General features: G+C 52.6%; 12 protein-coding genes. 1 reads left to right on the top strand and 11 read right to left on the bottom strand.

Translation table 11 applies throughout. From position 1 onward, the window contains the following. The first annotated feature begins 79 nt into the window (after positions 1-79). Positions 80-1258, top strand: coding sequence for a cupin domain-containing protein (locus HZ297_RS07040; protein ID WP_178862301.1), 1179 nt, complete (start codon positions 80-82; stop codon positions 1256-1258). A gap of 89 nt (positions 1259-1347) precedes the next feature. On the opposite strand, the gene HZ297_RS07035 is transcribed toward HZ297_RS07040, so the two are convergent. From HZ297_RS07035 to infB, 11 genes are all read right to left on the bottom strand, one after another. After that, positions 1348-2004: a DUF2238 domain-containing protein gene (locus HZ297_RS07035; protein WP_178862300.1), complete on the bottom strand. Its 657-nt coding sequence runs from the start codon at positions 2002-2004 to the stop codon at positions 1348-1350. 230 nt (positions 2005-2234) lie between these two features. Further along, positions 2235-2795 carry an elongation factor P gene (gene efp / locus HZ297_RS07030; protein WP_178862299.1) on the bottom strand — a complete coding sequence of 187 codons (561 nt, stop codon included), beginning with the start codon at positions 2793-2795 and terminating at the stop codon, positions 2235-2237. A gap of 35 nt (positions 2796-2830) precedes the next feature. Beyond that, complete coding sequence (gene earP / locus HZ297_RS07025) at positions 2831-4021, bottom strand: elongation factor P maturation arginine rhamnosyltransferase EarP (RefSeq protein ID WP_178862298.1); 1191 nt, start codon at positions 4019-4021, stop codon at positions 2831-2833. A 66-nt stretch (positions 4022-4087) separates the two neighbouring features. After that, on the bottom strand, positions 4088-7018 hold the full coding sequence (locus HZ297_RS07020; protein ID WP_218644570.1) for an insulinase family protein: 2931 nt from the start codon (positions 7016-7018) through the stop codon (positions 4088-4090). A 111-nt stretch (positions 7019-7129) separates the two neighbouring features. Further along, entirely contained in the window at positions 7130-9220 is a 2091-nt protein-coding gene (gene pnp / locus HZ297_RS07015; protein ID WP_178862297.1) for a polyribonucleotide nucleotidyltransferase, read from the bottom strand. 291 nt (positions 9221-9511) lie between these two features. Then, a complete protein-coding gene (gene rpsO, locus HZ297_RS07010) occupies positions 9512-9778 on the bottom strand; it encodes a 30S ribosomal protein S15 (protein ID WP_178862296.1) in 267 nt (88 codons plus the stop codon). Positions 9779-9908: 130 nt separating this feature from the next. After that, complete coding sequence (locus tag HZ297_RS07005) at positions 9909-10400, bottom strand: Crp/Fnr family transcriptional regulator (RefSeq protein WP_178862295.1); 492 nt, start codon at positions 10398-10400, stop codon at positions 9909-9911. A 42-nt stretch (positions 10401-10442) separates the two neighbouring features. After that, entirely contained in the window at positions 10443-11279 is an 837-nt protein-coding gene (locus tag HZ297_RS07000; protein ID WP_178862294.1) for a methyltransferase domain-containing protein, read from the bottom strand. Next, a complete protein-coding gene (truB, locus tag HZ297_RS06995; RefSeq protein ID WP_178862293.1) occupies positions 11279-12229 on the bottom strand; it encodes a tRNA pseudouridine(55) synthase TruB in 951 nt (316 codons plus the stop codon). Before truB ends, HZ297_RS07000 begins: the two co-directional genes overlap by 1 nt. 13 nt (positions 12230-12242) lie before the next feature. Beyond that, a complete protein-coding gene (rbfA, locus tag HZ297_RS06990; protein WP_178862292.1) occupies positions 12243-12608 on the bottom strand; it encodes a 30S ribosome-binding factor RbfA in 366 nt (121 codons plus the stop codon). A 160-nt stretch (positions 12609-12768) separates the two neighbouring features. Further along, positions 12769-15234: a translation initiation factor IF-2 gene (gene infB / locus HZ297_RS06985; protein WP_178862291.1), complete on the bottom strand. Its 2466-nt coding sequence runs from the start codon at positions 15232-15234 to the stop codon at positions 12769-12771. Between the last annotated feature and the right edge of the window lie 3 nt (positions 15235-15237).

Below are 15237 nucleotides of genomic sequence, written 5' to 3'. Positions count from 1 at the left end.
TTAAAAACCCACCAGGCCTGGTGGGTTTTTTATTGAAACAAACAAAACAGATCGACCGACACTTTTGTGAGTACACATTATGATCCAGCTACAACACATTGATTTACAGACTTTTCTAAAAGATTACTGGCAGAAAAAACCGCTGATTATCCGCAACGCCCTACCCGGTTTTCAATCGCCTGTTGCACCGGATGAACTAGCCGGTCTGTCACTGGAAGACGAAGTCGAAAGCCGTATCGTTATCCAACACGGCGAGCAGGATTACGAACTCAAAAAAGGACCTTTCGACGAAGATACTTATGCCAGTCTTCCAGAACAGAACTGGACGCTATTGGTTCAAGGCATGGATCGTCTGATTCCCGAAGTCACCGCCGTATTGGACCAATTCGACTTTCTGCCGCGCTGGCGCATAGACGACATTATGGTCAGCTACGCTACCACCGGCGGCAATGTCGGTCCGCACTTCGATCACTATGACGTTTTCCTGCTACAAGCTGCCGGCAAACGCCGTTGGATGCTAACATCGCAAGATTGTGTTGAATCCAACTATATCGAAGGCGTTGATCTACGCTTGATGAAAACCTTCAAAGTCGAGCAGGACGAAGTGTTTGAAGCAGGCGATATTCTGTACCTACCGCCAAAATGGGGACATCACGGCGTGGCCCTCGACGACGAGTGCATGACCTACTCCATCGGCTACCGCACCTATCGCGGTCAAGAACTGTGGGACAGCTTTGGCGATCACCTCTCCGAAATGGCCGCCTTCCGCCAACTCTACCAAGACCCGACCTGGCCTGTTGAATTAAATCCGGGCGAAGTCACCGACGCCGCGATCGAACAAGCGCAAGCCTTGCTAAGCAGCATTATGCAGGACAAAGCACTGCTAAAAACTTGGTTTGGACGTTTTGCCACCCAGTTGGATCAAGGTGCTGCGCAGCAACTGCCGGAACCTTTAAGCGAAGAAGAAACTGCCGAATTCAGCGAATTTGTGGACGCCCTGTCCGCTTGCGAAGGCATGGAAAAAGACCCCGTCTGCCGCTTCGCCTATGCGGATAACGTCGCTTCCTCCTGCACTCCAGAAGGTGAAACCGCACTCTATATCAACGGCGCCATCTGGGACAAACAAGGCGCTTCCGACAACTTCGTCCATGCTCTGTGCAACCAACCCTGGCTGGCAGCCGAGCAACTGCAAGAAGAAGCCAACCACGCCCTGCTGTATGATTTGTGGAAACTGCAGTATCTGGTGTTTATTGAATAAAGCATGCTTTATTAAGCAAAACCTTCACAAATAAAAAACTGACCAGGCCGGGTCAGTTTTTTATCTCTTGGGCTTATGCATTGCGCACGCTACACTTTATCGCTTTGATTGCCGTGCTTACGCCAGCCATGCCGAATACTCAGCTCTTTCATCCAACGCATCAGCACCACGACCAACATGGCTAGAACGGCACCTAACCCCGCCAAAAACATATCTTTTTGACCATCCCACACATCGCCCTGCGCGCCCAGAAAAGCCAGCCCGGCGGACGGATCCACATTCGTCGCAGTCAGCCATTCCAGAATTTCATACGAGGCCGAACACGCCATCACCATCACCGCAGGAAACGCATCCCCCCAATAACTGCGAGCATCCGCCACACGATAAAATGCTTCGCGGATAGGATAGGCAAGCAAAAGCCCGAAGCCAAAGTGCACCAAGCGGTCATACATATTGCGATCTGATCCGAACCACGCCTGCAAGGTAAAACCGAACGGCACCTCCGAATAGGTGTAATGCGAACCGATCACGTGCATACACAGGAACAGCGTAATCAAGGTATAGGAAAGATCCGACAGGCGGAAGGCGCGGCTGATGAGCAAAATAATCGGTACAAAGAGAAAGATCAGGTAATTCTCCAGCAGCCAGTCATCCGGGTAGACAGGATCAATAGCAGCCCAAATCCATACGAGGACAAAGGTGAGCATCAAAAACAGGCGGTATCGCGGCACCTTCAATAACGGCATATGCTTAATTCCTCTTTTTATTTTGGATTGCTCTGGAATACTTTATATCAACCACACAATTTAAGACAAACAGGCCGTAAACATGAACGCCGAGCATTGCCGGCACCGGATAGGTTTGTTTACACCCAAATTAGCCCATAAAAAAACCCCGCTATGAGAACTCATAACGGGGTTTGAGCAGCAATCACAATTATCGTTGGCGCTCGCGTATCAACGCCAGCATTCAACGATTAAGCACGCTTACGGAATTCACCGGTACGCGTATCGATTTCGATTTTTTCGCCGATTTCGATGTAGCTGGCAACGCTCAACTCAGCGCCGTTGGTCAAACGTGCTGTTTTCATCACTTTACCAGACGTATCGCCGCGCACAGCCGGTTCGGTATAAGCCACTTCACGCACGATGATAGTCGGCATCTCAACAGAGATTGGACGACCGTTGTAGAAAGTCACTTCACACACGTCCTGCATGCCGTCTTCGATATAGTTGGCTGAATCACCCAAATCGTCTTTTTCGATTTCGTATTGGTTGTACTCTTCATCCATAAAGACAAACAATGGATCGGCGAAATAGCTGTAAGTACACTCTTTCTTTTCAAGAATGATGTCATCTAGCTTGTCGTCGGCTTTGTAAACGGTTTCTGTACCTTGACCGGTCAGCACGTTTTTCAGCTTCATTTTAACCACGGCGGCGTTACGGCCTGATTTGTTAAATTCCGCTTTGAGGATGACCATAGGCGCGTCACCCATCATAAATACGTTACCTGGTTTAAGTTCTTGTGCTGTTTTCATTGAATAAATCCTGAGAAATTAAATTGTCTGGCGAATTATAGTGTTTTTTTAACAAAACGAACTAAATTTGTGCTTAATTCGCCTAAATTTTTTAAATGCTGGCGCCAGGCGTCTGCATGCCACTCCAATGCAACGCGATCGGACATGACCTTGTGCCACACATCCGTCTGCAACTTTCCGCTATTCCATTGAATCATCAGCGCTTTTAAGGATTCCGGCGGCTGGTAAACTTCCAGAAAGGCTTCGAGTTTATCCCAATGCGCCGCATCCTCGGTCGGATAAATATGCCACACAAACGGCTTGCCCGCCCATTGGGCGCGAACGAAAGACTCCTCGCCGCGTACAAAATTCACATCGCATAACCACAACAGCTCGTCATAGGCGCTTTGCGGCAGAAACGGCATGACCACTAGGGTCACATTCTCTTGCTGCCAGGATTCGCCAGCTTGTAAATTCAGACTGCTTTGCCGATTGAATTCCGCCAGCAATTTGCCTTCCGGCAGATAGGCCAATACCGGCCTGTTGAGTTGTTGCCATTGTTCAATCAAACTCGGTAAAGCGGGGTTTTCATAGGCAAACAGCGACACCTTCAGCGTGTTGCTGTCCGCCCACGGTAGCCGCCATTGGCGACACCAGGCCTGCTGAATTTCAATATTTTGAAAAGCCTGACGACGGTCTTCATAATCGGACTCCAACATCAAACCGCCGGTGCCTTCGACCAATCCCGGAAAAAAGAAATGACGCGTCAAGCCATTGGATTGCAACGAGCCCAAACCGTGACATCCCACCACCCAGGACTCGGCCGAAAGATATTCCAGATTAATCCAGAAGGTCGGTTTGACGGCATCGGCAGCCTGCTTGACTTGCAGCTTGGCGCGCTGCAGTTGTGTCTGCATCATCTGCAGATAGGCTTGTGGCAAATCGCAGCCAAAGGCTTCAATCACCACCTGCGGCAACGGTTCAAAATCCACGGAGGTCAAATCGTCGCACCACACAAGTACCTCTAAACGTCCGGCTTCCAAAGACTGTTTGGCAGAGGCCAAATCCAATTCGGGCACCAGTGTTTGCAGGGCGGCCAGATCATCAATCCATAAACGCACATGCAGGCCTTGTTTTTGCACCAGCAGCCTGGCCAAACGCCAGGTCACCCCGGCATCGCCGAAATTATCGACCACGCGGCAGAAGATATCCCAAGACCCGGCCTGTTCAGTTTTTTTTGAAGTCATTTTTATCCATTCTCTCACCTACAAAAACGCCCCTTGCGGGGCGTTAAGAATGCCTCAAACTTGGAATTAAAGCGTTTTGACCTCAAAACCATGCTCTTTGACAATGTCACTCATACCGCTGTGCGTCAATACCGCAACCGAGGCTTTGGCCGGATCCAGATAGCGCTCTGCCACCTCTCGCAGCTCCTGCAAACTGGTTGAAACCACGCCTTGACGATACGCCATGCGAACATCATGCGTACGCCCGTAAAGCTGCTGATAGAACGCCTTTTTGGCCTCGCCGGCGGGTGAGCCTGGTTTATCCATGGCGCTGATGACATTCAAAATCGCCTCGTCCACCTTGGCCTGCGTAGCGTCATTGCTCATCAGCCACTCCTTGGCCTTGGCAAAATCGGCATAGGTTTCCAGCAAACGCGGGTCGCGGTAGGAGTAGAACATAAACGCCGCCGATTCGGCATTGAAACTCGCGCCGCCGCCGTAAGCACCGCCTTTCTCGCGGATGGCCGAATGCAAAAAGCCGTTACGCAGGCATGCGCCCAATACCGCGAGCTTCGGCGCATCGGCATGATCGGCACTTACCGCCGGGAAAGCCTGCGCGCAGAAGTTGACCTGCGTGCTGGTGACCCAGGCCTGCTTGACCGTCGATTGCGACGCCTCCAGATGGAAACGGCCAGCCGCCTCCCCGGCTTGCTGCATTTTGCCCCAACGGGATGCCATGCCGCCCAGTGCGGCATCGAAACCGGCTTCATCAACCACCAACAGCGCCTGCTTGGCGCCGTTTTGCAGTTTCTGGCGAATGCCCGTCAACTGGTCGGCAAACTCTTCCAAGGCGGTGGGTTCTTTGAGCTTGTCATAAAACTGCTTGATGAACTGAATGCCGGCAAAGCCGCTGCGCTCGAATTTCCATTTGGCAATCGGCGTAAACTGCTGTGCCGCCGCCATCATCGCCAGACCGTGACCGTTGCCGGTAATGCCATGATCGACACTCGCACGGATTTGCCCGACCAGATCTTTCAGACGCGCCATCTCGTCAAAACGCGCGCTGTAAAGCGTATCTTCAATCAACTGCGCCATCTCACCCTGATGACGGTTCAACGCCTTGGATGACACTATGAAATGGCTATGGAAATCCTGCGTGTCGCCGATTTTGCTATGCAGCGACGAACGCGCCGACAAGCTGCCGCACACCGCCGCCTGATGCGCCTGGGTGGCGACATAATCGCGCCCGCCGGAACCCACTTCGGTCAAACAGCTGTTAAACAGCGGCAGAATGGCTTTTTCGTGGTCAGTCAAATCCGGCAGGTCAATCAACACTTGTTCATACACCAGGCCGTTGGTGCCGCACTGGTAAGTGCTCACGCTCAAATCGCCGACTGTCGCACGGCTGCCGGCCACGGTTTTAATGTCTGCCGGGATATCCGCCTTGGTCACCTCCGGCAGAATCGTCGGATCGTCGATCTGTTCCTGACGGACTTCCAACGCCAACGCCTGGTCGACAATCGCCTGTTTTTGCGCCTCGCTCAAACTCGCCTGAATCGCTTCCAGTTTGGCTTTTTCGGCCTCCGCTTCACGCGCCGCCAATTCCGTATCCGGCTTCAAAGTCAAACGCACACGATGCGGATTATCCAGCAACCAGGTTTTCACCAGGCCGGGTATGAATTGCGGGTCTTTAATCGCTTCGGCCAATTCCAGCAAGGCCGCATCAATATCCAGCAAGGCGATCGGATCACCGTCATGCAAGGCGCCCGGCAAAGCATGCAATATCAGCTGCAAACCGTAAGGGTAGCTGTCGCCGCCGACTTCACGCTGCGACAGTTCCAACTGATGCAGCATCGCCTCCACCTGCGCCTGATCGACGCCCTCTTTGGCAATGCGCTGCAATTCATCCAGAATCAGCGCTTCAATCGCTTCGCTGTGTTCGGCTTCCGAACCCTGCACGCCGACCGCGAAGACCATCTCTTTGTTGGACTCTTCTAGCCCGCATAACGGCGAAGGCGCTTCGGCCAACTCGGTCTCTTCCAATACTTTGCGAAGCGGCGAGGCGCTGTTGTCCAACAACACCGCTGCCAGTAGCTGGCCTTTCAACACCTCCATCGGGTCCTGATTCAGCCCCAGCAACCAACCCAACACAATATGGGTTTTCTTGCTGGTATCTTCTTCGTCCAACGCATAGACGTCTTCCGCAATCTGTGGTGCATCAAAACGCTGTTCCAAGCCCACATGCACTTGCGGCACCGGCGAGGTGAAACGCTTCAAACCGAGTTCTTCGAACTGGGTTTGATGCTCCAGCGCGGAAATATCGCCATAGGTCATAAACACCGCATTCGACGGATGGTAATGCGCTTTGTGAAACGCCACCAGCTCTTCATAGCTCAATTCGGGAATCGCGGTCGGCTCGCCGCCACTGTTGTAGTGGTAGGTATTAGTCGGGTAGATGGCCGACGTCAGGCTTTGCCACAAACGCGATACCGGCGAGCTCATCGCCCCTTTCATCTCGTTGAACACCACACCTTTATAGGTCAAAGGCGACTGCGGATTATCCATCTCTTCGAACTCGAAGCGATGCCCTTCCTGGGCAAAATCCAACGGATCTAAAATCGGAAAAAACACTGCGTCCATATAGACTTGCAACAGGTTTTGAAAGTCCTTTCTATTTTCTGTTGCAAACGGATAGGCCGTCCAATCGCTGGAGGTGAAGGCGTTCATAAAGGTGTTCAAGGAACGGCGGATCATCATGAAGAACGGATCGCGCACCGGATAGCGCTCGCTGCCGCACAGCACGGTATGCTCCAGAATATGCGCCACACCGGTCGAATCCATCGGCACGGTGCGCAACGCCACCAGAAACACGTTCTGGGCATCGTCCGCCGCCATATGGTAGTGCACCGCCCCGGTCAGTTTGTGCTGGTAGTGCTCAACCGTCAGATTCAGACTTTCAATAAAATGGGTGCCAAGATAGTCAAATGCAGGATGGGCCTTTGCAATCGGTTGTGTCATATGATTTCCAAACCCTTTAATTTTTGTAATGTCGATAATTTTATATGCAAAAAAGCCGCCCAGGATCACTCCGTAGCGGCTTCATCAAGCGGAAGTTAATGCCTAACAGACTTAAGCATCCGCATCCTTGATGGACAGTTTAACGCGACCTTGCTTGTCGATTTCGGTCAGTTTCACGCGAACTTGCTGACCTTCTTTCAGATAGTCAGCCACGTTCTCGACACGCTCCTGCGCGATTTGCGATACGTGTACCAGCCCTTCACGGCCCGGCATATACGCCACAAACGCGCCGAAATCGACGATCTTCTTGACCACGGCATCGTAAGTTTTGCCGATTTCCGGCTCGGCGACGATGTCATTGATCATCGCTTTGGCCACATTGGCTGCGTCTTCATCCACAGCCGCAATCTTCACATTGCCGTCGTCGTCGATTTCAATTGTACAACCGCTCTGCTCGGTGATGCTACGGATGGTCGCGCCGCCTTTACCGATGATTTCACGCACCTTCTCAGGCTTCACTTTTACCATAAAGAAACGTGGTGCCGTGCTCGCGATATCCGCATTGGAGTGATCGATCGCCTTGGCCATTTCACCCAGAATATGCACGCGCCCTTCTTTTGCCTGTTGCAACGCAATGCGCATGATCTCTTCGGTGATGCCGTTGATCTTGATGTCCATCTGCAGTGCCGTCACACCTTGTTCGGTACCGGCCACTTTAAAGTCCATGTCGCCCAGGTGGTCTTCGTCACCCAGAATGTCGGACAATACCGCAAAGCCGCTGTCTTCCTTGATCAAGCCCATGGCGATACCGGCAATGGGTGCTGCAATCGGCACACCGGCGTGCATCAACGACATCGAGGTGCCGCACACCGACGCCATCGAGCTGGAACCGTTCGACTCGGTGATTTCAGACACCACGCGAATGGTGTACGGGAATTCGTCCGCTGTTGGCAACAAGGCCGCTACACCGCGACGCGCCAGCATGCCGTGACCGATTTCACGACGTCCTGGTGAACCGATACGCCCGCACTCACCTACCGAAAACGGCGGGAAGTTGTAGTGCAGCATAAAACGGTCATTGTAAGAGCCGGTCAATTCGTCAACGATTTTGGCGTCTTTTTCAGTTCCCAGAGTCGTGACCACCAAGGCCTGCGTTTCACCGCGCGTAAACAAGGCCGAACCGTGCACTTTCGGCAACACGCCGACTTTACAGGTGATCGGACGCACCGTTTTGGTATCGCGGCCGTCGATACGCGGCTCACCGGCAATGATTCGGCCACGTACGATATCTTTTTGCAGTTTGCCGAACATGCCGTCGATGTCGCCTGCGTCAAAACCGTTCGGATTGATTTCGCTGACTACCAGATGCTCCATTGCTTTGGCTTTGGCGGCGTCCAGCGCGGCATAACGCGCCATCTTGTCGGCGATAGAGTAAGCGGCTTCGACATCGCTGCGAATCAGACCGAATACCGCTTCTTTCAAGGCGGTATTTTCAGGCGCCGGCTGCCATTCCATCACCGGCTTGCTGACCTGCTGGGCAAACTCTTCAATCGCTTTAATCGCCACCTGCATCTGTTCGTGACCGAACATCACCGCACCCAGCATGATCTCTTCCGTCAGCTCGGAGGCTTCGGATTCCACCATCAATACCGCTTCGGCCGTACCGGCGACACTCAACTCCAGATCAGACTCTTCAAGCTGTTCTTTGCTGGGGTTCAACACAAACGCATCATTGATGTAACCGACAATCGCGGCACCGATCGGGCCATTGAACGGCACGCCGGAAATCGCCAAAGCAGCCGAGGTACCCAGCATGGAAGGCACTTCGGTGCCGACTTCCGGATCCAATGCAACCACAGTCGCAATCACTTGCACTTCGTTCAGGAACCCTTTCGGGAACAACGGGCGAATCGGACGGTCAATCAGACGCGAGGTCAGGGTTTCGCCTTCTGAAGGACGGCCTTCGCGCTTCAGGAAACCGCCGGGAATACGGCCTGCAGCATAGGCTTTTTCCTGATAGTTGACGGTCAACGGGAAGAAATCCTGACCTTCTTTAACCGTTTTGGAAGCCACTACCGTGACCAACACGCGGGTATCGCCCATACCGATCATGACGGCACCGTCCGCCTGACGGGCGATTTCACCCGTTTCTAGCGTAACCTGGTGCTTACCATACTGAAATGACTTGGTGATCTTAGCCATGTAATAACCTTTTTACCTTTTACAGGAGGCACCAACCGGAAACCTGAATCACTAAGCATTCGTGCCAGAGAACACAATCTATAACACAAACGTTTAGGGATTCAGGCTGTGGGTTTACAGTTGACTGCCAATAACTACTCAAAATGCCGTTTTAACAAGTTCTGACGGCGCTAAACCTTGCCATTCTAACCCGTTTGCATTGCGAGACAGAACAATTTTTATCGCCACAGCACCAAAAAACGCCAAAAAAAAACCCCGCCGGAGCAGGGTTTTTCTGACGAACGTCTTGGATTACTTACGCAGACCCAGACGTTGGATCAAATCTAGGTATCTTTGACCATCTTTGTGGTGCAAATAGTCTAGCAACTTACGACGACGGCTTACCAAACGCAGTAGACCAACGCGAGAGTGGTTGTCTTGTTTGTGCTCTTTGAAGTGCTCAGTCAGGTGCTTGATACGGTGAGTCAACAAAGCCACTTGAACTTCAGGTGAACCCGTGTCGCCCTCTTTAGTAGCGTATTCAGCAACGATTTGCGCTTTTACTTCAGCGTTAAACATAACATTTCTCCATTAGATCGGTTTTAACAAAAAATTCGACCTCCGCAACCGATGACAGAAGTTGAACCGCGTATTTTACGGATTTATGCAGACACTGCAAGCCTTATCAATCACTTAACGTGGATTCGGCTCAGCGTTTACCGAAACCGTGCACGTAGTTTTCGAGCGCGTTAATATCCTCACCCATATGGCGCACCAGATGATCCAGGCTGACAATCGCGTTTTCCAAAATATTTACCGCAATATAAGGTTCTTCGACTTTAATGCGGTCGTACATGGCACGAGTCAGAATCAACAACTTAACACCCTTTTTGCAGGCGGCCATGCGCAATGCGCGTGGCTTACGGTCGAAGAACGACATTTCGCCGATCAGGTTGCCGGGACCTTGCTTGCCCACTTCAGCCTCTTCCGAACCGGAGCCGCTGGTGAACTTGACCTTGCCTTCGATAATAAAGGCCAGAAATTCGCCGACTTCACCCATATCGGAAATAATGGTATTGCTGTCGAAATTTTTAAGTTGCAGATAGGCGCTTAACTTTTCAACATCCGCCAACGTGAGCGACTCACAGATCAGGTTGTCTTGAAAGTAGTTAAACAGTTCTTTAGTGGTCATGCCAATCATAATCGCTCCATCAATTTCCTTAACGCTGCGGGCAACTTTGGTTTATTCGGCGGGCTTCTGTGCAATAAAAGAAGCCACGGGACGCCCGTCAGCCAGTGTGTCTATTTTATCAACAATCACGCTGAAATCCGCAAAAACTTCCGCCAACTCTGCGGCTTTCAGCAGGTGTTCGGGATTTTTGGGCGATCCGAACGCGTCCGCCCCTTCGGCAAAGGTATGCACCATGACGAAGCCGCCCGGCGCCACCAACTCTCGAAGCGCAGCGAACAATTCGCGGTTCAAAAATCGCACCATCATCACCAGATCAAACGTCCCTTGCGGCAGACAGCCGGCTTTTTTGAGGTCGCAACACTTGAACTTGACCGATGCACCATTGCGTTGCGCCAGCTGCTTGGCGCGTTTCAGCACACGCGCCTGATCGTCAATGCCAATAACCTGCCAGCCCGCCTTGGCCAGAAACACCGCATCGCGGCCGCCGCCGCAGCCCAAATCCAGCGCCTGCGGGCGTTGCGCAAACGCATCAACGGGATGCTTAGCCACAAACTCCTGCAATAGAGGATTGGGCGACCAAAGGCGTTTCGAGTCGTTTCCGGAAGTCAACAGGCCGGGTAGCTTGGCGCCCCAGGCTTGCAGATCTTCTTGCTGGTTCACAATCAAAGAACCGCTGACTTTATAGCCCTTGGCATCCAGCAAGACCGAACTCAGCTCAATCGCCTCAAACGCGCCCACCAGAAAGAATGTAGCTGGCGCAGCGGGCAATTCATTCAAGGCTTCGCCCAACTCATCCCACGGCATCCAGGTGGAATCGACGATATGCGCCGCTTTGTAATCCTCCCAGGTGCGCAAATCCAAAATACCGTCGGCTTTTGACAACAACATCAAGCTTGCTCCGCCACTGCGCTATCCACCTCTGGTTCATCCAGATTAAAAACACGCTTGGGTTTTAGAATCCGAACATCATCTAACCATTCACCCACCGCAAAAAAGGTGCCGTGTTCATCGTAAAAACGCACCAAATCGGTGTGCGGTTGCGGACGATCCACCTTTTGCCCCATTTTCACCGCGGCGGTTTCATCGGCAGTCAGATCAATGCGCTGCAAGTGCTGCAAGGCAATATCCAACGGCAACAGGCACGCCTTGCCTTGCGCCTCGATCTCTTCGATGGACAGCATGGCATCGCCCTTCAGGCTGCCGGTCTGCGTGCGATGCAGCGCCGTCAGATGGCCGACCGTTCCCAATGCCTTGGCGATATCCTCCCCCAAGGTGCGTACATAAGTACCCTTGGAGCAAAGCACATCAAACACGATCTGCTGCGGTTCAAACGAAATCAAATTGAGCGCACTAATGGTGATTTTTCTTGCCGGACGTTCAATCTCGATGCCTTGGCGTGCGTAATGGTAAAGCGGTTTACCCTGATGTTTAAGGGCCGAATACATCGGCGGCACCTGCTCGCTTTCGCCCATAAATTGCGTTAAGACCTGCTCGATTTTTTCGGTCGTCAGCGCCGGCACCGCTTGCGTTTCCACCACCTCACCCTCGGTATCGCCGGTATCGGTGGCTTCGCCGAGTTTCAAGGTCGCGGTATAGCGTTTGTCGGCCTCCAGCAGCAAGCCGGAGACTTTGGTCGCTTCACCCAGGCAGATCGGCAAAAGCCCGCTCGCAAACGGATCCAGCGCGCCGGTATGCCCGCCCTTTTTGGCGTTGAAGAGGCGCACCACCTGCTGCAAAATGCCGTTGGAGGAGACGCCCACCGGCTTGTTCAGCAAAATGATGCCGTGAACGTTTTCGCGCGGCGGACGGCGGAATTGAGGTTTGGTTTGCTTGGCCATTACGTCTTGACCATTACTTTTTGTTCAGCGCGCGGTTGATCAGGTCTTCGATATAGGCGACGTGCTCCGGCACCGAATCGTAATGGAAGCGCAAATCCGGCACAATGCGCAAGCGCAAACGGCTGCCCAGTTCGGTACGCAGAAAGCCTTTGGCCTTATCTAGCGCTTGCAGCACGTTCTGCACTTCCGGATCGTCCTGATTGTGTCCCATCAACGCAAAGTGGATGGTGGCGATACTCAAATCCTTGCTGATCTTGCACTCGGTCAAGCTCATTTTCTGGAAACGCGGGTCTTTGGCCTCACGCAATAACAGATCGGCCAAGGTCTTTTTAATCTCTTGTGCCACCCTGGTCGGGCGACTGACACCTTGTTGACTCATAATCTTTTGAATTCCTTCATTTATTTTGCGCAAAATGACTCGCGCAAAAAGTGAAAATGCCCCAAACGGAGCATTTTGACATTCTTGATCTCAACAGCCCGGGCTTAACACCCGGCCTGTTGAGTTTTTTGAACGATTTTTTGGCGAAGCAAACCGCATCTTAATCCAGACTGCGTTTGACTTCGACGCGCTCGTAACACTCGATCTGGTCGCCCACACGCACGTCATTGTAGTCTTTAACGCCGATACCGCATTCGATACCGCTCTTAACTTCATTAACGTCGTCCTTGAAGCGGCGCAACGATTCCAATACACCTTCGTAAATCACCACGTTGTTGCGCAGTACACGAATCGGATTGTTACGTTTCACCACACCTTCAGAGATGATACAGCCCGCAATCAAGCCGATCTTAGGCGCTTTGAAGACTTCACGCACCTCAGCCACACCCACGATATCTTCGCGGAACTCCGGTGCCAACTTACCTTCGATCGCCTGCTTCACATCGTCCACGATTTCATAGATGATGCTGTAGTATTTCAGCGCAATACCTTCATTGTCGATGATACGCTTGGCCGAGCCGTCAGCACGCACGTTGAAGCCGACAATCAACGCATCCGAGGCGATCGCCAGGTTGGCGTCGGTTTCGGAAATACCGCCCACACCGCTGGAGATGACCTGCACCTTAACTTCGTCGGTGGACAGTTTCACCAGCGCATCGGTAATCGCTTCGATCGAACCTTGTACGTCGGCTTTCAGGATGATGTTGATGTTCTGCACATCGCCTTCCGCCATCTTGTTGAACATATTGTCCAGCTTGGCTTTCTGCTGACGTGCAATCTTCAATTCCTTGAACTTGCCTTGACGGAAGGTCGCCACTTCACGCGCCTTACGCTCGCTATCGACGGTAATCATCTCGTCGCCCGCCGCCGGAACACCGGACAGACCCAGAATCTCAACCGGAATCGACGGACCGGCTTCATCCACCAGCTCGCCGGAATCGCTCACCAACGCACGCACACGGCCGTATTCCATACCGCACAGCGCGATGTCGCCTTTTTTCAGCGTACCAGACTGAACCAGCACGGTCGCAACCGGGCCGCGGCCCTTATCCAGACGCGATTCGATGACCACACCTTTGGCATGCCCTTCTACCGGCGCTTCCAGCTCCAGCATTTCCGCTTCAAGAGAGATCGCATCCAGCAGGTTATCGATCCCCAGACCGGTCTTGGCCGAAACCGGCACAAACTGGACGTTACCGCCCCACGCTTCCGGAATGACTTCTTCATTGGTCATTTCCTGCATGACGCGATCCATGTTGGCGGTTTCTTTATCCATCTTGTTGACGGCCACCACCATGCCCACACCAGACGCCTTGGCGTGCTGAATGGCTTCTTTGGTCTGCGGCATCACGCCGTCGTCGGCGGCGACTACGATAACGACCACGTCAGTGACCTTGGCACCACGCGCACGCATGGCCGTAAAGGCCGCGTGACCCGGGGTATCGATAAAGGTAACGCCACCCTTGTCGGTATCCACATGGTAAGCACCGATGTGCTGGGTAATGCCACCGGCTTCGCCGTGTGCCACTTTGGCTTTACGGATGTAATCCAGCAGCGAGGTCTTACCGTGGTCAACGTGACCCATGATGGTGACCACCGGTGAACGGTGCACCGTCTTGCCCTGGTAAACCGAGCCGATAACTTCGTCTTCAACCGTGACTTCGTTGTAAGCGACCGGCTTATGCCCCATCTCTTCAACGATCAGCATGGCAGTTTCCTGATCCAATACCTGGTTGATCGTCGCCATGGTGCCAAGGTTAAGCATCATATATTTGATGACTTCACCGGCCTTGACCGACATTTGATCCGCCAGTTCGGCCAGGGTGATACTTTCAGGAATTTTCACTTCCTTGATCACCGGAGCCGTCGGCTTCTGGAAACCATGTTCATTCTGCGCAGGTTTTTTCTCTGTAGCCTGCATGCTCTTACGTTTTTTCAAACGACGCAGATTGTCTTCGCTCAAGGTAGTGGCTTTTTTCTCTTTGAGGTTGCCTTTTTTGCCTTTTGGCCCCTCTTCCCCGTCTTCCGCCACTTTCTCGACATGACGGGTTTTCTTGCCCTTCTTCGCTTTGGAGTGATCTTCTTTAGCGGCCGGCGGCGGCATTACCGCTACCTCATCCTGCGCCGCTCCGGCGGTTGCGACGGCTTCTTTTGGTGCCGCTTCAGCCGCAGCAACCGTTTCGACCACAGGCGTTTCTGCTGTCTCTGCAGTGGTTTCCATAGGCTCTTCAACCTCGGTTACCACTTCTTCAGCCTGTTCCGCTTCCGATTTCTTCACGTAAGTGCGCTTTTTACGAACCTCAACATTCACCGTACGCTTGCTTGAGCCCGAACCGGTAGAAAGGTTAAGCGTCTGTTTACGGCGCAGCGTGACCTTTTGCGGCACATCTTCGGCGGTTTCGCCATGCAGGCTTTTCAAGTAAGCCAACAGTGTGCGTTTTTCTTCTTCGTTGATGGTGGAATCGGCTTTTTTGCCTTTGATTCCAGAAGCCTGCAGTTGTGAAAGCAATTTTTCTACAGAAAGGTTGAGTGTTTCCGAAAACTGTTTTATTGATACTTCTGCCATTGA

Source organism: Thiomicrorhabdus cannonii (assembly GCF_013391695.1).
In the GTDB taxonomy this organism is placed as follows: domain Bacteria; phylum Pseudomonadota; class Gammaproteobacteria; order Thiomicrospirales; family Thiomicrospiraceae; genus Thiomicrorhabdus; species Thiomicrorhabdus cannonii.
Note: the sequence above shows the minus strand (reverse complement) of the source record. Positions and strands in the feature narration are given on the sequence as shown.